General features: G+C 64.2%; 12 protein-coding genes. 4 read left to right on the top strand and 8 right to left on the bottom strand.

Features of this window, described 5'->3' with window-relative positions; all coding sequences use genetic code 11:
* Positions 1 to 19 precede the first annotated feature (19 nt).
* The 5 genes from sbnB to sbnA are packed head-to-tail and all read right to left on the bottom strand — an operon-like array spanning position 20 to position 9,102.
* Positions 20 to 1,087: a 2,3-diaminopropionate biosynthesis protein SbnB gene (gene sbnB, locus J5251_RS14790; RefSeq protein WP_208574446.1), complete on the bottom strand. Its 1,068-nt coding sequence runs from the start codon at positions 1,085 to 1,087 to the stop codon at positions 20 to 22.
* A complete protein-coding gene (locus J5251_RS14785; protein ID WP_208574445.1) occupies positions 1,084 to 2,091 on the bottom strand; it encodes a TauD/TfdA family dioxygenase in 1,008 nt (335 codons plus the stop codon). The genes sbnB and J5251_RS14785 overlap by 4 nt, the downstream gene beginning before the upstream one ends.
* A complete protein-coding gene (locus J5251_RS14780) occupies positions 2,091 to 4,715 on the bottom strand; it encodes a non-ribosomal peptide synthetase (protein ID WP_208574444.1) in 2,625 nt (874 codons plus the stop codon). The genes J5251_RS14785 and J5251_RS14780 overlap by 1 nt, the downstream gene beginning before the upstream one ends.
* Positions 4,712 to 8,032, bottom strand: coding sequence for a Pls/PosA family non-ribosomal peptide synthetase (locus J5251_RS14775; protein WP_208574443.1), 3,321 nt, complete (start codon positions 8,030 to 8,032; stop codon positions 4,712 to 4,714). The genes J5251_RS14780 and J5251_RS14775 overlap by 4 nt, the downstream gene beginning before the upstream one ends.
* Complete coding sequence (gene sbnA / locus J5251_RS14770; RefSeq protein ID WP_208574441.1) at positions 8,029 to 9,102, bottom strand: 2,3-diaminopropionate biosynthesis protein SbnA; 1,074 nt, start codon at positions 9,100 to 9,102, stop codon at positions 8,029 to 8,031. The genes J5251_RS14775 and sbnA overlap by 4 nt, the downstream gene beginning before the upstream one ends.
* A gap of 282 nt (positions 9,103 to 9,384) precedes the next feature.
* Between sbnA and J5251_RS14765 the strand changes: the two genes are divergently transcribed.
* A complete protein-coding gene (locus tag J5251_RS14765) occupies positions 9,385 to 9,858 on the top strand; it encodes a PGPGW domain-containing protein (RefSeq protein WP_208574440.1) in 474 nt (157 codons plus the stop codon).
* A gap of 1,120 nt (positions 9,859 to 10,978) precedes the next feature.
* Here the strand turns inward: J5251_RS14765 and J5251_RS14760 are convergent.
* Complete coding sequence (locus tag J5251_RS14760; RefSeq protein WP_139003551.1) at positions 10,979 to 11,776, bottom strand: SRPBCC family protein; 798 nt, start codon at positions 11,774 to 11,776, stop codon at positions 10,979 to 10,981.
* 217 nt (positions 11,777 to 11,993) lie between these two features.
* Here J5251_RS14760 and J5251_RS14755 point away from each other — a divergent pair, with 217 nt between their 5' ends.
* From J5251_RS14755 to J5251_RS14745, 3 genes are all read left to right on the top strand, one after another.
* Entirely contained in the window at positions 11,994 to 12,842 is an 849-nt protein-coding gene (locus J5251_RS14755; protein ID WP_208574439.1) for a metal-dependent hydrolase, read from the top strand.
* A 78-nt stretch (positions 12,843 to 12,920) separates the two neighbouring features.
* Positions 12,921 to 13,748 carry a DUF1684 domain-containing protein gene (locus J5251_RS14750; protein WP_208574438.1) on the top strand — a complete coding sequence of 276 codons (828 nt, stop codon included), beginning with the start codon at positions 12,921 to 12,923 and terminating at the stop codon, positions 13,746 to 13,748.
* 50 nt (positions 13,749 to 13,798) lie between these two features.
* Positions 13,799 to 14,917, top strand: a complete 1,119-nt coding sequence (locus tag J5251_RS14745; protein ID WP_208574437.1) for an FUSC family protein — start codon at positions 13,799 to 13,801, stop codon at positions 14,915 to 14,917.
* A gap of 6 nt (positions 14,918 to 14,923) precedes the next feature.
* On the opposite strand, the gene J5251_RS14740 is transcribed toward J5251_RS14745, so the two are convergent.
* Together J5251_RS14740 and J5251_RS14735 are read right to left on the bottom strand one after the other, a co-directional pair.
* A complete protein-coding gene (locus J5251_RS14740; protein WP_208574436.1) occupies positions 14,924 to 16,714 on the bottom strand; it encodes a thiamine pyrophosphate-requiring protein in 1,791 nt (596 codons plus the stop codon).
* Positions 16,715 to 16,732: 18 nt separating this feature from the next.
* On the bottom strand, positions 16,733 to 17,146 hold the full coding sequence (locus tag J5251_RS14735; RefSeq protein WP_074702400.1) for a CBS domain-containing protein: 414 nt from the start codon (positions 17,144 to 17,146) through the stop codon (positions 16,733 to 16,735).
* Between the last annotated feature and the right edge of the window lie 8 nt (positions 17,147 to 17,154).

Genomic DNA, 17,154 nt, shown 5'->3' with positions numbered 1-17,154 from the left:
ATTTGGTGGGGCCGCGGGGTCAGCCATACCGACGCAACTCTGAAAAGAAGTCCTCGACCACCCGGAGCTGGCCGCTGCTGGCCAGTGCGTCGTAGACGTACTTGCCCACCGCCAGATCGAGCACGCCCAAGCCGAACGGCGAGAACACCACTGGGCGGTCGTCCGCCGGCGAGACCCTGCCTTCCATGACGTCGGCCAAGGTGCCGTCCACGAAGTCCCGGTGGCCGACCATCTGCTCCGCGAGGTGGGCCGACGTCCCGGCTTTCAAGCAGTGGTCGACGTCGTCGAGGATGTTGGTCGACGCCAACAGGATCTCCGGGGCCAGGTCGCGGAGGGACACGTGCAGCACCAGCGGGTTGTGCGCGAACCAAGTTGTGTCGTGCACGTGCGGCTGGCCCGCCACTGTGGCGAACACGACAAGGTCGCTGCTTCGGATAAGCTGCTCGGGGCCGTCGTGCACGGTCACTTGGGCTCGGGTGCCGCTGCGTTCGAGATAGCCCTTGAAACCCTGTGCGCTCTCGCCCGAGAGGTCGAACACTCCGATCTCGTCGAAGGACCAGTCGGTCGCGTTCAGGAAGGTGTGGATGTAACGGGCGATGAGCCCCACGCCGAAGAACCCGACGCGCTTGGGACGCCTCCGGCCTCGGCTGAGCCAGTCCGCAGCGGCGGCGGCCGAAGCTGCCGTCCTGGAGGCGCTGATGATTGAGCTCTCCATGCACGCGAAGGGGTAGCCCGTCGCCCGGTCATTGAGGATCAACACCGCTGAGGCGCGAGGGATCCCCGACGCCACGTTGTCCGGGAAGCTGGAGACCCACTTGATGCCGTCAACATCGATCTGTCCTCCGACCGAGGCGGGCAGGGCGATGATGCGCGACGTGGGCCGGTCCGGGAAGCGCAGGAAATAGGACGGCGGGTTCACCGAGTCTCCGGCCGCGTGCACCCGGTAGGTCTGCTCGACCAACTCGACGACCTGCTTCTCCCGGCCCTGGAGCACCTGCTGCACCTGTGCTCCGGAGATGACCGCGAAGGGGGGAACCGTCTTCGGCTCCGCGGCGGCTGTCACTTGGGAAATGGCGAATTCTGTCATCGTGCACCGTCCTGGGCGTGGGTATCGAGATCAAATACATTGCGTGGCTCAGCCATGCCAACGAGGATCTCCCGTGGACCCTCGTACGCCTCGCGGCTGTGGGCCATGCGTATGTTGTCGACGAGCATGAGGTCCCCGGTCTCCCACGGCGTTCTCAGGGTGTGGGCCTCGTAGACTTCGTTCAGGAGGGCGATGATGTCCTCGCCGATCGGCTCGCCGTTGCCGAAGCGGGTGTTGAACGGCAGCCCGTCGGAGCCGTAGACGTCCACCAGGTACTCCCTCACCTCCGGCGCTATGGTCCATTCGCTCAAGAACGCGACCTGGTTGAACCAGCAGCGCTCGCCGGTCATCGGGTGCCGGACCACGGCAGGGCGCCGCTGCCGGGTGCGGAGTTCCCCGTCGGGCTGCCACTCAAACTCGATCGCGTGGGCCCGGCAGTAGCTCTCGACGCCAGCGCGGTCGGCGACTCCGAAGGCCTCCTCGTAGGTGGCTCCGATATCCTCGTTGTAGCTGCGGGCGAGCAGCCACCCTTCGCTTTCGAACCGCTGGACGATGTCCGCCGGTATGGCTTCGAGTACCGAGCGGGCGTCCGCGACCCCGGTTACGCCACCGACGCTGGGCGCCTGGAGGCAGGCGAAGAGCATCAGGCCGGGGAACTCGAGCGCGTAGCTGACCTCGTGGTGCATGCACATAGGTTGGTTCGCGGGCCACGTGAGGGACGAGTACACGCCGTCCAGGTAGGGCTGCCGGGTGGCGAAGGCCTCCCGGTCCGGCATGAGGCCGCTCGGAACCAGCCGACCGTAGACTTCCGCTACCTGGGCTGGATCACTGAGGCCCAGCCCGCGGACCATGACGGCGCCGTTCTCGTCCACCGCCGCGCGCAGCGCCTCGCGGTTCTCTTCGGCCCACTGCACGGGGTCGTGACCGTCCTCGACGACGAGCATCGGTGCCCTGCCGGCTTGGCGTTCCACATCGAACTGGATCTTGGGTGAAGAAGACGACATCAGAGGTCCTTTCGTTTCACGGGTAGCGGATTGGAATGTCTTACCGGTGTCCGGGGCAAGGAGGCGGGCTCTGCGGCGCTTCCCGCCGGTGTGGACGCGGGCGGTTCGGCGGCGTCCTCCAGGGACGAAGCCTCGAGCAGGATCGCCAGGTCCGCGAGGACGGGCGTCTGCATGATGTCCTTGATCGACACCGCGCGCTTGAGCAGGACGGCGAGCTTCACCGCGGACAGGGAGGTGCCGCCCAGCGCAAAAAACGAGTCATGCCCGCCGATCCGACCCGCCGGTATGCCGAGGACACTCGCCCATGCGTCGGCGAGCCGCTGCTCGGTGGGCGTGAGCGTCTCCGTGGGAGTGCCGGCCTCGGGGACGGCCTCCCGCGCTATGCGGGTCAAGGCCTTACGGTCGATCTTCCCGTTGCCGGTCAAGGGCAGGCTTTCCTGCCATCTGTACGCCGACGGAACCATGTAGCCCGGAACCCGCGAAGCCAACTCGCTGTGGATCTCGTCGACTTCGAGCGGTCGGTCGCCAGAGTAGAACGCCACCAGGAACTTGGACTGTCCGGCACCCTCGCCAACGACGACGGCGCCGTCGCGGACGCCGGGAACCCGCAACAGCGCGTTCTCGATATCGCCGATCTCGATGCGGAACCCGGAGATCTTGACCTGGTTGTCTCGCCGGCCAAGGTACTCCAGTTTGCCGTCCGGTGACCAACGCCCATAGTCGCCAGCCCGGTAGAGCCGCGCCCCGTCAACGTAGGGGTCAGTGGAGTAGGCCTGTGCCGTGCGCTCCGGGTCGTTGATGTAGCCGCGGCCCACACACACCCCGGAGAAGGCGATCTCGCCCGGCGCTCCGAGCGGAACGAGCCGCTGCCGCTCGTCGAGGATGTGGATCCGGACGTTCGGGACCGGCGGGCCCAGTGGCACCGAACCGCCCGCGGGCGCCGTGCTCATCACCTCGTGGTTCGTGTCGTCCGAGGTCTCCGTCAGTCCGTAGGCATTGACCAGCTTGACGTTCGGCATTACGTCGAACCAGCGGCGCACCAGCTCACGTTTCAGGGCCTCCCCCGTCGCGGAGACGCAGCGGAGGTGCGGCAGGGTGCGGGGCTTGCCGGCCAAGTACGCGACCACCGCGTCCAGATACGACGGCACGACCTGGAAGACCGCCACCGCGCCCCGTTCCACCGTGTCGACGAACCGCTCGACGTCGAGAATGCGATCCTGCCCGACGATGAGTGTGCGGCCGCCGACGAGCAGGGCCGAGACCAGTTGCCACAGCGAGATGTCGAAGCATTGGGGGGCGCTCTGGGCGACGACGTCGCCGGGGCCAATCCCCAGATCCTCGATCTTGGCGTACAGATGATTCACCATCCCGTCGTGCTCGCACATCGCGCCCTTTGGCTCGCCCGTGGAGCCCGAGGTGAAGTAGACGTAGGCGAGTTGGTCTGGACGCACCTCCACGCCGGGATCGTCGTCGGCGTACCCCTCCGCCTCGATGTCTTCGAAGAGGAGTCTTGTGACTGAGGGCATCCCCTCGAGTGCTTCGTCCAGCGAGGCGGTGCTGCCTTCCTCGGTTAACGCCATCCGGCTCCCGGCTCGGGTGAGCGTTCTGGCGATCCGGTCGGCGGGGAAGTGCGGTTCGATCGGTAGGTACGCGCCTCCGGCCTTGAAGATGCCGATGACCGCGGCCATCCACTCCAGGTCCCGTTTGGCGACGACCGCCACGACGTCCTCCGCCTGCAGACCACGCGCCAGCAGGGCACGCGCCAGCCGGTTGGCGCGTGCGTTCAACTCTGCGTACGTCCACTCCCGCGTGTCTTGGACTGCGGCGATGCTTTCGGGGTGAAGCCGGACGCGCTCCTCGAACAGCTGGTGGAAGCGTCGTCGGGGCCGGGACCGCTCGGGTCCCGCCAACTGCTCGAGCTGGAAGCGGCGCTCATCCGGATCGATCAGGTCGGCATCAGCGGGGTCCGCTCCGGGGTCGGCGACCAGGTGGCGGAGCGCGGCCAGATGGTAGCCGGCGATCCTGAGGGCGGCGTCCTTGTCGAGGACGTCCCGCCGGTACCGCAGCCGGAGCACCTCGCCCCCGGCAACGGTCCGGAGGTTGACCCCGAGGACGATGCCTTCCGGCAGCTCTGCATCGTCGCCATGAAGCGCATCGAACACCACCTCGTACCCGGGAGATGCGGCCTCGTGAGAGGTCTCCCCGCGGCCGGCCTGCTCGGCGTCGGCCGACCCGGCGCCGGCACGGACCTGCCGGTCGTGTGCCTCGGCGATCAGGCCCCGCCAGGACGGGTGGCCCAGATCGAGGTTGCACCGCCAGGTCCCCGCTGTGTCCAGGCATCCGGTGGCGATCTCCGTCTCGCCGGACAAGGCCTGCAGTACCCGCGCGTGGGCCGCCAGCCAGAGCGAGCCGGGCGCCGTATCCAAGGCACGGGCCGTCAACATCACGGAGGTGCGCAGGTCCTCTGGAACCGCCACCTCGACCTGCTCCTGTCCGGAATGGGGGTCCAGTGTCCATCTGGGAATCGCCGTTGAAACGATTGCAGGAAGGGCAGGCCGCTTGGGTGCCGGATCGGACGAGCGGTCAGCGGCGGTGCGGCAGGTCAGCGCAGAGGTAGTGGTCATGATAGGGGCCTTTCCAGTGCGATGGGGGATGTGATGGCGGACCGGGCCTCTTCGGCCGGGTTGCCACTCCACAGGGACCCCGAGGTAAGGATCGTCCCCTTCATGACGAAGGAGTCGGCAGCGACGACGGCACCGTCCTCGACGGTCACGCCGTAGTGGACAAAGGCGCCGACGCCGAGCGTGACGTCGTCGCCAATGACGTTGTGGTCGGACTTGAACATTCCGTCCTCTTGGGAGTGGGACTGAACCGTGCTGCCGGCGTTCAGCGTGCAGCGGGAGCCGACCGTCACCAGGGTCTTCTCGATGATTCCGCAGCCGTCGTCGAAGACACGGGCCCCCATCCGCACCCCCAGCAGACGCCAAACGAGCGGCTTGAACGGCGTCCCGTTGAGGAGGGCCGCGTAGCGGCTCTGCAGGGACATCTTCCAGTACCGCTCGTGCCACCAGAAGTAGGGGTTGTAGATGGAGCAGAGCTGGGGCTGAAGCGGCCTCAGTCCCGTGGCGAGGCGCTCGATGCCGATGGGGACCAGCAATCCGACCAGGAGCATCACGACGAATGACCCGCTGAAGGCAAGGAAACCAAATTGGTCGGACAGTTCGAGGGCTGCGAACATTATCACCAGGGCAAGCGACATGTTGAGCCACCGCGTAAGCATCAGGAGGGCCATAGAGTGACGGTTGTGCTTGTTCTTGGCCGCGAGGTCCCGGCGCAAGTTGGTCCGGCTGGCATGCTCCTCGGGTAGGGCATCCCGCAGGACAGAGCGGGGAATCTCGAACGCAGGCGATCCGAGCAGACCCACGTCCCGGCGCACCGGTCCGTCGATGGGAACCATCACCTTGGTTGCGAGCAGGCAGTTGTCTCCGGTCTTGGCCCCGGCCGGATAGAGAACGGCATTGCCAAGGAAGTTGTGCGCCCCGATCGACGCCCGACAGACCTTGAACGACGTAGCCGAGTAGTCGGTGTTCATGAAAGACACCGCGTCGGCAATCATCGTCCCGCTGCCGATCGTCGAAAGGAACGGGTTATCGTGCTTGAACACCGTGCCCAGGTTCGAGCCGGTCTGCTGGACCTGCGGCTGCTTGTACCCAATGGCCCGCACGTAGTTCACGACGTAGGAACTGTCGCCGAACAACCCTCCAAGCATGGGACTGTTGGTTAACTTCGCCACCGCCCGTGCCGCCGCATCCCGAAGTCCGAACAACGGATACACCGTATCGGGCTTCACGGCGAGTTGGAGCACCCGCGGCACGGTCGTTATAACGACTAATGCCATGACTGTTCCGCCGAAGACTGTCAGACCGGCGTAGGTAACAGCGTCGGCGTAGAAGGCCCAGTCAGTGAACGCGAACGGCTGCACCTCCAGAAGTGCCGCTACGCGCGGTTGCGCCAGGACGACCAGCGCGATCGCCAGGCCGATCATGGTGCGGCCCACCCCAAGTGTGGAAACGAGTTGGGAGATTGCGAACCATCCCCGCCGCCATGGCCGATAGGGCGTCGCCTCGACCCCGCCGTAATCCACCTCGGTCCGCCTGCCCGGCGAACCGTGCCACCGCTCGCCTCCGGGCACGACCTGACCCGTATACAAAGTGGAGCGGTGGGCCAACTGCGAGCCGTCTCCCATCGCCGTGTCGATGTCCAGGACACTGCCTTCGCCGACGATTACGTCCCGGCCCAGGGTCAGCGTACCCACCTGAATGACGCCGCCATGGGCGCGGTAGCCGAGGAGGACCGCGTCCTTGCGAATCACCGTCCCCTCCCCGATCGTGAGCAGGTCCGTGCAGACCGGCAGGCGATTGGTCAGGATCATCACGTTGCGGCCCACCTTCGCGCCCATTGCCCGCAGGTAGAAGGTCGTCAGCGGGGAACCGGTCATCAGTGAGAGTGGCGATGTACGCATCAGGGTCTTGACCAGCCAGAACCGAAAGTAGGCGAGGCTCCAGATGCGGATCTCATGGGGCCGGAAACGGCCGATGATGATCCACTTCGCGGCCACCGGCAGGATGGACAGCAGCACGAAAGTCGCCGCGGAGAAAGCGAGCGACCGCAAGTAGATTTCACCAAAACTCATCCCGTGGCCCAGCCACTGGTGATTACCAGGCCCCGCCTCCGGGAAGATCCACTGGTACCCCACGACCGCGAGCCAGCCGGCGAGGAGGCAGTAGCCGACGTAGACTAGCGCCTGCAGGGCGCCGCAGGTGACGTACTCCCACGTCCGCGCGTCCATGGGTCGCGGCGTCTCCGGTACGGACGCCAGGGCCGGTGAGGGCTCCTGCCGCTGGTCTTGCTGAGAGGGGCCTTGCAGGGCCGCGGCGAGGGCGGAGATGTTTGGGTTGCCGTAGACGTCCTTCATGGACACCTTGGGCAGGTCCGGCTGTTTGCGCACCCGGGCGCAGAACTTGGCCATTAGCAGCGAGTCCGCGCCCAGGTCTTGGAAAAAGTCGCTGTCCACCGGTACATGGTCAATGCCCAGCACACCGCCCAGCACCTCGGCCAGCCGCTCCTGCACGGGCGACGTCGCTGGTGCCAAGGCCGCGGCCAGGGCCGCGATCGTTGGGTTCCGGTAGATGTCCTTGATCGACACGGCAGGCAGGTCCGGCTGTTTGCGCACCCGGGCGCAGAACTTGGCCATTAGCAGCGAGTCCGCGCCCAGGTCTTGGAAAAAGTCGCTGTCCACCGGTACATGGTCAATGCCCAGCACACCGCCCAGCACCTCGGCCAGCCGCTCCTGCACGGGCGACGTCGCTGGTGCCAGGGCCGCGGCCAGTGCCGCGATCGTTGGGTGCTGGTAGATGTCCTTGATTGAGATGGCAGGCAGGTCCGGCTGCTTGCGTACCCGGGCGCAAAATTGCGCCATTACCAGCGAGTCGGCGCCCAGGACATGGAAGAAGTTGGCGTCAACCGGCACGTGCTCGACGCCCAGTACACCGGCCAGCACCATCGCCAACCGGTCCTGCACCTGCGCCGTTGGCTCTTCCACCGGTGCCAGGGACGCGGCCAGTGCCGCGATCGTTGGGTGCTGGTAGATGTCCTTGATTGACACGGCAGGCAGGTCCGGCTGCTTGCGTACCCGGGCGCAGAATTGCGCCATTACCAGCGAGTCCGCGCCTAATTCGTAGAAGAAGTTGGCGTCCACGGGGACGTCGTCCTTCTTCACCACCGATGCGAGAAGATCCGCCAGTCGGCGCTCCAAGGCAACGCCCGCACCCGAGGCCGGAGTTGTTGGAGAGCCGTTCCCGGCCTGAGCCGCGGGATTCGTCGGAATTATCGGAATCGTGGGACCTGGCGACGTTGACAGCGTGTCCACGGATTTGTTCACTGCGAGAAGCTCCTTACTGAGACGGTGGCCACGGAATCCGTCAGCGCGGCGGCTGCCGGAAGTTGTGGCCTCGACGTCGGGTCAGACTGTAGACCGGGGTCTGCCGCCTGACCCGCACTGGCGAGCGCTTCGGCCCCGAAATGGTCGAGCACCCAGTCGGGCTGGTAGATGGTATCCAGGTATGGGCGGCCCAGGTCGGGAGAGATGGTCACCGCCGTGACGTCCTGGGCTTGATGGTCGGCGAGCCATGTCATGGCGCCGTGGACCACGGTCCCGGTGGACCCCCCAACCAGTAACCCGCCCGCGGCAAGGCGGTGGCAGGCGCGCACCGTGTCCAACTCCTCGACGAATACCACGTCATCGAGCAAGGACTCGTCGAGTTGGGGCGGCCGCACGCTCATGCCGAGGCCAGGGATCAGGCGGGGCGCCGGCGGGCAGCCAAAGGAGACCGATCCGACGGCATCGACCGCGACGATCCGGACGTCGGGGCGGTGCTCACGGAAGTACCGCGCGCAACCCATTAGTGTGCCCGTGGTACCGGCTCCGACGAACAGCACGTCGAGGTCGGGGAATTCGGCGGCTATTTCTGGGGCCGTCCAGCGGTAGTGCGCGCCCCAGTTGCCAGGGTTGACGTATTGGTTGAGCCAGACGTAGCGCTCATCCGACGCGCACAGTTCCTGGACGTGATTGAGCCGGGCGCCAAGGAACCCGTCGACGGGATCCGGTTCGGTGACCAGGTCAACCTGTGCCCCGAGCGACTCCATCAGCTGCCGGGTAGTCGGATTGCACCGCGGATCGACCACGCACACAAAGCGGTATCCCTTGCTGGCCGCGATCATGCTGAGCGCGACGCCGAGGTTGCCCGACGAGGACTCCACGAGTGTGGAGCCGGGCCCGATCAACCCCTCCCGCTCGGCGCGCTCGACCATTTCACGAGCGGGCTTGAGTTTGATCGAGCCCGCGAAGTTGAACCCCTCGATCTTCAGATAGAGGCGGCGGCCAAGCACTCCTTCCAGGTCGACGAATAGGCTCTGCTCGTTGAACAGGTGCGGATCCTTAATAATCGACATGGTATCCCTCGTTTTCCAGCCATGAGCTTGGTCACAAGGGTCGCCAGGGAATGGCAGATCGGATCAGTGAGCATCGCTTGTTTTCCCCAACAGAACCCCAATGAAGCTGCAAGTTTGCAATGTCTTTACAGTGGAACCCCGCTCCCGTTATCGAGCCGTTATTGCGCCGTTATCGGCACGTTAGATCGAAACCGACCCGCTTGGAGCCAAGCGGGTCCCCAGAGTGGCGCACCGTCCAAGGACCGCCATTTAGCCAACGACATTGCTGTGGGAGCATGTGCCATGGGGAGGACCGACGCCATTCCGTCTTGTCTTTGTCGAACGGGAATCGAACTGCTCGGCTGGGGTCTCATCGCCGTCGGACTCGCTGCACTCGTTCTGCCCGGCCCAGGTCTGCTTGCCCTCGCCGGCGGCTTGGTGGTCCTGTCTCTGCGATACGCCTGGGCCAAGCGCCTGCTCGTGCCGATCAAGGTCGAGGCGCTCAAAATAGTCGAGAAGGAGGTGCAGACGTGGCCGCGCATCGTGGCCAGCGCTTTGGGCGGACTCGCGGCTATTGCCGCAGGAATCTTGTGGGGCGTTCGACCGCCGATGCCGGATTGGTGGATATTCGGTGACCGTTGGTGGCTTCCGGGAAGTTGGTTCGTGGGATCGACCTTGATCGTCTCCGGGGTGGTCGCCCTTGCCCTAATGACCTACAGCTTCCGCAAATTCCGTCGGCCTCGCGCCTCTTCGCACCGCGGGGGCTCTTCTCCATAATCTGAAGTGGTCGAGCAGCGGAGGGACGGCCGATTGCGACCGGGCCGGGAACCGGTCATCGCGGCAACACACCGAAATTGCGTGGAGGATTTGGCTTGCCGAGGCCCGACTTGGGCATCGCATGTACACGACGTTACGCTCCATGCCCCCATTGCCCTGAGGCGGGTGCCGGGGCGGGCGGTCTCCCCAAAGACCTGCCCGTGCCCCGCACCGGATGAGCCGAGACGAGCCGCCCGCGAATGTCCATGCACTCCCCAGTAGCTGGACTCCGGCTTCAGCTCTCGCCATCTGCTGGTTCTAGAGTGACGGGGCAAGCTCAATGCTCACGCACTGTTAACACAAGATTTGCTCAAGATGCCCGCGAGAGTGCCTGCGGCATCCGTCCATACTGTTTGGCCCCGCTGCTTGTCGGATGAAAGCTGAACGAGGGATTTGCGCGCAACCACTTCAGGGGAAGCTTCCGTGGAAGGCAGTCACGGAAAAGCCTCGGCCCGCCCTTGCCGAGGCTCCTATGGTTCCGCAACTGGAACGCAGTGGTGGCCACGCCATACGGCTAGGTCTCCGCTGCGCGCTAGATGACAGAAACGATCCAGATAATCAGGGCAATGGCCAACAATATGCCAACGATCGTCCAGACAAGGTTGCTTCCGCGCATGTTGCTTCCTCCGTTCATTCGCTACCGACGACTCCATTGTCACCCCTGGCAACTGTTTCATCCATGAAATCAGCAAAAGCTTTCGACAGGATTCTGCAGCCCGCGCCACGGCGCAGTCCTTGAGCCGCGGAAACGGCATCGTCAAAGTAATAACAGGCCCGCCGCTATGTGCCCCGGCCTCTCCCGGCCCGAATGCCGGGGCGGGCAGCCTCCCCAAAGGCCTGCCCGTGCCCCGCACCGGATGAGCTGAGACGAGCTGGCCTTGAGGATCCGTGTACTCCCCAGTATTCGGACTCCGGCTTCAGCTCTCGCCATCTGCTGCTTCAAGCATGGCGGAGCAATCTCAACGCTGTGCCCTGCTTTAGCTCAAGATTGGCTCAAGATGCGCGGACTGCACCACGGGCCGTCCAACGCGGCCACAAAGAACGACGGCGGGAGGCCGCCGTCGTTCTTTGTCGTGGCACGTTAGATTCCGGCGCCCCGGTTCCTGCCGTCGTCCTCGATGTCTTTCCGCACACGGTCGGACTTTGCGGCAATCTCTTCCGGGGTGAGAGCCGCACCGGTGTCTACAACCGGCTCGGTGACGACCGGCGCAGTCTCCACCACGGGCGTTGCCGGTACCGGCTCCACCACAGGCGTGATTGTCACGTCTTTATCGGCACTGTCCTTCTTAGCGGCAGCCAGGCCTGCTGCGGCCGCTGCCGCTACACCAACCCCGGCGGCTGCAACCTTGCCGGACACGCCGGCCTTTCCGCTGTCGCCGCGCGATGCGCTGGCATCCTCGACGCCGGGCGTTCCTGTTGCCGCGCCTTCATTGATGGAGCCGCGCCACGCACCAGTGGCATAGCCTTCAGCCTCGATGAACTCCTTGAACTTTTGGAGGTCCGCTTCGGCCTGCTTCTCCACAACGTTGAGCTTATCGCCAACCTTCTCGACCATACCCTCGGGCTCGTATTCGAGCGTCAGGCGTACCGACGTCTGGCCGCCACCTACGTCCTCGAAGGACACCGCTCCGGCGTTCGTGGCGCCTTCGGTTGCTGCCCAGGCGATCTTCTGGTCCGGCACCTGCTCAACGATCCTTGCTTCCCATTGCCGGCGGACTCCACCGAGCTCGGCAACCCACTCAAGTCGGTTATCGCCGAGCTGCTTTACGCTCTTGACGCCGCCCATAAAGTGAGGAAATTCCTCGAACTGGGTCCACTGGTTATAAACAGTGCTCACCGGCACGTTAACCATGACCTGCTTCTCGACCTTCGTGCTCATTGCGTCTCCTTTTGATTGGAAAAGACCGTAGAGGCCTGCGATTGATCAGCATGCTTACCATATCGTTTCTGTCTCTTCCGGGCTAGTGCGCAAGCAGTTTCCAGATTCTGTCAGTGCGATATGCCACGGTAAGAGTCGATAGAATTCACTGAATCCACTGGAACGATAAACCGCATTTTCGGCGGCGGAACCAGTTATTGAAAGGAACCCCTTCACTATGCTGGGAGCCCATCATGCCGCCAGTGGAGCCGCCGCCTGGGTAGCGCTCACCACCCAATTTGAACTTTCTCTCGGTCCCTTGGCTGAGCCTCTGGGTCTCGGCAACCATTCCGTACTGTTAGGCATGGGTCTGCTGGATGTGGGACCCATTGGCATCATCTCCGGCGCCTTCGTCACGGCCGGGGCCGCCTTGGTTCCGGATGCGGACCATCACCGGGCCACCATTGCCCATTCGCTTCCGCCCGTGTCCAATGCAGTTTGCGCCGGCGTAGGTACGCTGGCGGGCGGCCACCGCAAGGGAACCCATTCCATCATCGGGATGTGCGTCTTCGTCCTAATTGCTTGGATGGCGGGATTGGTGACATGGGAGACAGGGCGGTTTGGAACCATTTACCCGGCCGCCGGCGTCCTCTGCATCCTGCTGGTCGCCTTCGCCGCCAAGGCCCTCAGATTCATACCCGACCGGCTGAAAAAGACCCCTTGGGCGGTTGGAATCTTCGTGGCTGCATTCATCACCATTTTTGCCCCGGAACAACAGAACTGGTTTCCGCTGGCTATGGGCATCGGAGTAGTCATGCACATCCTCGGTGACATGGTGACAACAGGCGGAGTGAACTTGGCCTGGCCGCTGCGGGTCAAACCACCCAGGGCTTGGCGGCGAGTTCCCGTTTTACGCTGGATCTGGCGTCCCAACGGATACTTTGCCTTGCCGATTCTTGGGAATGCAGGTTCCTGGCGGGAGTGGCTGCTGCTGATTCCGGTCAGCCTCTACGTCGTGCTGGTTCTCGCCGGTGCTACCGCCGACCTCGGGCAGGCCGGCATGTCCACATTTGTCGCTTCGCGTTAGTCCACGGGGAGGTTCGGAAATGATTAGGCGGCCTGCCGTGTTAAACCGAGGGCAACATAGTCCAACAGGAGGAACGCCATGACCAGCGCCGGAGCACCCAGCGCCGTAGACCGCGAGCAGCTTCGTTTTGCCCGTTACCGGCAGAGCCGGCATGAAGCTCTGGCGGCTGAGTTCGGCTGGCTGACCCTCACGTCGCTGCAGTGGCTCGGGGCGGAACCGACAACCGTTGAGCTGCTTCCCGGCCTTTGGAGCGCCAACGACTCCGCCTCGGCCGGTGGAATTGCAACGCTGACCGCTACTGCTGCGGACAACCTGGTCTTTGCCGAGACCGGTGAGCCCGTGGACGGCAGCGTGACAGCCCGGCTGGCCAATGAGGAGTCGCTGGACTGGGTGCGGTTCGGCAACATCGTGGTGGAACTTGCGGTGCGCGCAGACCGCTATGCCATCCGCACCCGTGACCTCGACTCCCCCGTCTACACTGGATTCAACGGGGTGCCTACGTTCGATTTCAATCCCGACTTGGTCGTGACAGGGCATTTCACAGCGTACGACGCCGAACGCCAGGTTCCTATCGCCACATCGCATCCGCAGGTGCAGAGCACAGCGACGGCAGTAGGGGAAGTCAGCTTCGAACTAGGTGGCGCCAGCCACCGGCTGGTTGCGGAGCCGGGTACTTTGGGCGGCTTGACGCTGAACTTCCACGACCTCACCAACGGCACCAGCACCTACGACTGGCGCAAGGTCACCACCGCGAAGCCGCGTCCGGACGGCAGCGTCATCATCGATTTCAACCGCGCAATCAACTATCCCAGCGCCTTTACTCCGTACGGGACCTGCCCGCGGCCCATCCGCGGCAACCAGATCGACGCGCTCATTGAGGCCGGAGAGAAGATGCCCGAGGAGTAGCAGGTCCAGCTGCAGTTGGCATCGCTGGCCGATGCTGTGAGTATGAACGTATGAACCTGGAGCAGCCAACGCGCAATTCCGTCCAGCGCGCCCTGTCCTGGATCAGGGCCGGTGTGAGCGGTCCGCGGTTCATGCTGGCCATAAAGGCAGCCATCGCCGTCGGAATGGCGTGGTTTGTAGCTGGCTACATGCCGGGCGTGGTCGACGACTATCCGTATTATGCGCCGCTGGGCGCGTTGGTCAGCATGTATCCCACCCTGATGGGATCCGCCAAGGCCGGCCTGCAAACCCTCCTCGGACTGTTACTCGGGATCCTGCTGGCAGGCTTGATTGTGCTGTTCGCAGAACCCAACCTGCTCACGATTTCGGCGGTAGTTGGCGTTGCCGTCCTGTTCTCCGGGATTCGCTGGCTCGGTCACGGCAAAGACTACGTTCCGATGGCGGCACTTTTCGTCCTGATCGTCGGCGGGCAGGACATTGAGTCCTATTCCATTGGCTACGCGGTTCAAATGGCGGTCGGCGTGGGATGCGGGCTGCTGGTCAATGCCGTGATCCTGCCACCGCTGAATTTTAACGCAGCGATTTTGAAATTGTCACGCTTCCGCTCCATGTTGGCACGCCACCTCGAAGGCATGGCTGACGCGCTGACCGACGAATGGCCGCCGGAAGCGGAGAAATGGTCGCGCTACAATGAGGAGCTCTCCACCGCCGGGCACGACGTGAGGGAAGCGGTTTACCATGCGGATGAGAGCCGCAAAGGCAATCCGCGGGCCAAGCTGCATCGACGAAATCTATCGCAGGACTACCGCGACCTTCAGGCTTTGGAATCGGTGTCGTTCTACGTTAAAGACATTACCGATGTACTTGCCGGCGTCAGTGCAGGCGGAACAGAGCCCTTGTCGAATCAGCTGCCTACTGAGTTGCTGCAGCCTGTCAGTGAGTCGCTCCGGGGCGCAGCCGAGGTTCTGAAAGCCTGGGAATCCGGATCGGAGATCGATGACCGCTGGGAGGAAGCGGAACAGGCCTTGAATGAACTGCTCAGCCAAATCGATACCCATGGGGAGGCTGGCGCCGCGGCCCTTAGCCCTGCCTCAAGTGTGGCAACCGCGGTACGGCGGATTCTCGACACCCTGGAACCTTGCGTCCGGCAGGATGCGGAGGCAGTTTAGACGCGCTCAGGAGAAGTTCGATTTCTCCTGGTCGACGTAGGTCCGGAGCTGAAGTTGGGCACGGTTCGCAGAATCACCGGTCTCTTGTCCCAGGGCCTCGAGCATGGTTCCGGCTTTCTGCTCTCCGGCGGGGAACGGCGGAAGCAGCGGCGTTTCCGGATCCGTGAACACTTCGATTAGATACGGCCTATCTGCTGCCAGCGCGGCATCCCAGGCGGCGCCAACGTGCTCCGGATCATCAACCCGCTCGCCACCGAGTCCCAGCAGTTTTGCATAGCCGGCGTAATCGAAATCCGGCAAAGCCTGGCTGGCTTCGTAGCGGGGCTCCCCCTCCATCTCGCGCTGTTCCCAGGTCACTTCGGCCAGTTCCCTGTTATTCAACACGCAGATAACGAAGCGCGGATCCTGCCACGTCTGCCACATTCTGCTGACGGTAATGAGCTCAGCGATACCTGTCATTTGCATGGCGCCGTCACCGGTGACGAGCAGCACCGGGCTTCCCGGCTGGTCGAGTTTGGCGGCGATGCCGTAGGGCACCGAACAGCCCATGCTGGCCAAGGTGCTGGATAAGTGGGCCGGTACGCCGAGTGGCAGCCTCAGCTGCCTGGCGTACCAGTAGACCGAGCTGCCAACATCGACGGCGAGCCGGCCATCTGCGGGGAACCTGCTGTTCAGCTCAAACAGCACCCGCTCCGGATTGACCGGATCTGCCTTGGTCATGGCGCGCTCGGCGGCAAGCTCATGCCAGTGCGAGACCCACTGCTCCACCTGGCCGCGCCACGGTAGATCCTGCTTGTCCTCCAGCAGGGGCAGCAGGGCTTGCAGGGTCCGGGATGCATCCCCGGGCAGCGGTACCTCCACGGGGTACCGGTTGCCGATGGCACCTGAGTCCGTGTCGATCTGGACGGCTCGCGCCGCCCCTGGCGGTGGGTAGAACTCGGTCCACGGGTCATTGGACCCGATGATCAGCAGGGTGTCGCACCCGCCGAGCACCTGGCCGCTGGCGCTGGTACCCAGATGTCCCATGGTGCCTGCAACAATCGGCAGTGACTCGTCCACGTACGGTTTGCCCAGCAGGCTCGTAGTGATGCCGGCACCGAGGCGTTCGGCCACCGCCGCAACCTCTTTCCAGGCGTGCCGGGCGCCCTGCCCTACGAGCAGCGCCACCTTGCTGCCGGCGTTGAGCACGTCCGCTGCCGATTTGAGGTCGTCGGCGACCGGTAAGCTAGCGGACTGCTCCCAGCGCGGGGCCGTGGCAATGATGCCGTGCTTATGCTCCAGTTCCGGTGCCGGCATCTTCTGCACGTCATGGGGAACAATAACGACGGCGGGCGCCCTGTTTGCGAGCGCGGCTTTGAACGCCCGGTCAAGCACCATCGGCAGTGCCTCCGGCGTGTTGACCTGCTCGCGGAATGCCGAGGCCACGTCCTTCGTCAGGTCCAGCAGATCGACTTCCTGCATGTAGCCGGAGCCGAGGACACTGCGCGATTGCTGCCCGATGATGGCCACCACGGGAACGCTGTCCAGTTTCGCATCGTAAAGGCCATTGAGCAGGTGGATCGCGCCCGGTCCCTGGGTTGAGGTCACCACGCCCACGCCGCCGCTGTACTTCGCGTGGCCCACCGCCATGAAGGCCGCATTTTCCTCATGGCGGGCCTGGATGAATTCCACTGTGCCGGCCCGCCGGAGCGCACCCATGAAACTGTTGATGCCGTCGCCGCTATAGCCGAAGACGCGCGGCACCGCCCACGCCTCGAGTCGCTCGACAATGGCATCGGCAACGAGACGCTGCGGCATCCGCTTCCTCCTGCCGGCCTAGTAGGAGATGAATTCGACGAGTTCCCCGACCCTGTCCTCGGGGTAATTGCGGGCGACGTCCGCCTGGCTGAGAATGCCCACGAGGTCGTGGCCGTCGATCACGGGCAACCGCCGGACCTGGTGCTCCTGCATGGTCTTGATGGCCTCTTCGATGCTGTCGTCCGCGCCGATGGTCACCGGCTTGCCTTCGCCCAGTTCCCCCGCCTTCACACTCCGCGGATCGCCGCCCTTGGCCAAGCATTTCACCACGATGTCCCGGTCGGTGACAACGCCCTTGAGCCGGTTGTCTTCGCCGCAGATCGGCAGCGAACCCACGTCCAGGTCCAGCATCTTCTTCGCTGCCTGTTCCAGGGTTTCGTTCTCGCCAATGCACTCGGCGCCGCCTGTCATGATTTCGCGTGCTGTCAGCATCCGTATCA

It is taken from the genome of Arthrobacter crystallopoietes (assembly GCF_017603825.1).
Lineage (GTDB): Bacteria > Actinomycetota > Actinomycetes > Actinomycetales > Micrococcaceae > Crystallibacter > Crystallibacter crystallopoietes_B.
Note: the sequence above shows the minus strand (reverse complement) of the source record. Positions and strands in the feature narration are given on the sequence as shown.

What these genes read in the sequence shown, in the direction of transcription:
- sbnB (WP_208574446.1), bottom strand. Translation starts at nt 1,087, where the DNA reads ATGACAGAATTCGCCATTTCCCAAGTGACAGCCGCCGCGGAGCCGAAG.
- J5251_RS14785 (WP_208574445.1), bottom strand. Translation starts at nt 2,091, where the DNA reads ATGTCGTCTTCTTCACCCAAGATCCAGTTCGATGTGGAACGCCAAGCC.
- J5251_RS14780 (WP_208574444.1), bottom strand. Translation starts at nt 4,715, where the DNA reads ATGACCACTACCTCTGCGCTGACCTGCCGCACCGCCGCTGACCGCTCG.
- sbnA (WP_208574441.1), bottom strand. Translation starts at nt 9,102, where the DNA reads ATGTCGATTATTAAGGATCCGCACCTGTTCAACGAGCAGAGCCTATTC.
- J5251_RS14765 (WP_208574440.1), top strand. Translation starts at nt 9,385, where the DNA reads ATGGGGAGGACCGACGCCATTCCGTCTTGTCTTTGTCGAACGGGAATC.
- J5251_RS14760 (WP_139003551.1), bottom strand. Translation starts at nt 11,776, where the DNA reads ATGAGCACGAAGGTCGAGAAGCAGGTCATGGTTAACGTGCCGGTGAGC.
- J5251_RS14755 (WP_208574439.1), top strand. Translation starts at nt 11,994, where the DNA reads ATGCTGGGAGCCCATCATGCCGCCAGTGGAGCCGCCGCCTGGGTAGCG.
- J5251_RS14750 (WP_208574438.1), top strand. Translation starts at nt 12,921, where the DNA reads ATGACCAGCGCCGGAGCACCCAGCGCCGTAGACCGCGAGCAGCTTCGT.
- J5251_RS14745 (WP_208574437.1), top strand. Translation starts at nt 13,799, where the DNA reads ATGAACCTGGAGCAGCCAACGCGCAATTCCGTCCAGCGCGCCCTGTCC.
- J5251_RS14740 (WP_208574436.1), bottom strand. Translation starts at nt 16,714, where the DNA reads ATGCCGCAGCGTCTCGTTGCCGATGCCATTGTCGAGCGACTCGAGGCG.
- J5251_RS14735 (WP_074702400.1), bottom strand. Translation starts at nt 17,146, where the DNA reads ATGCTGACAGCACGCGAAATCATGACAGGCGGCGCCGAGTGCATTGGC.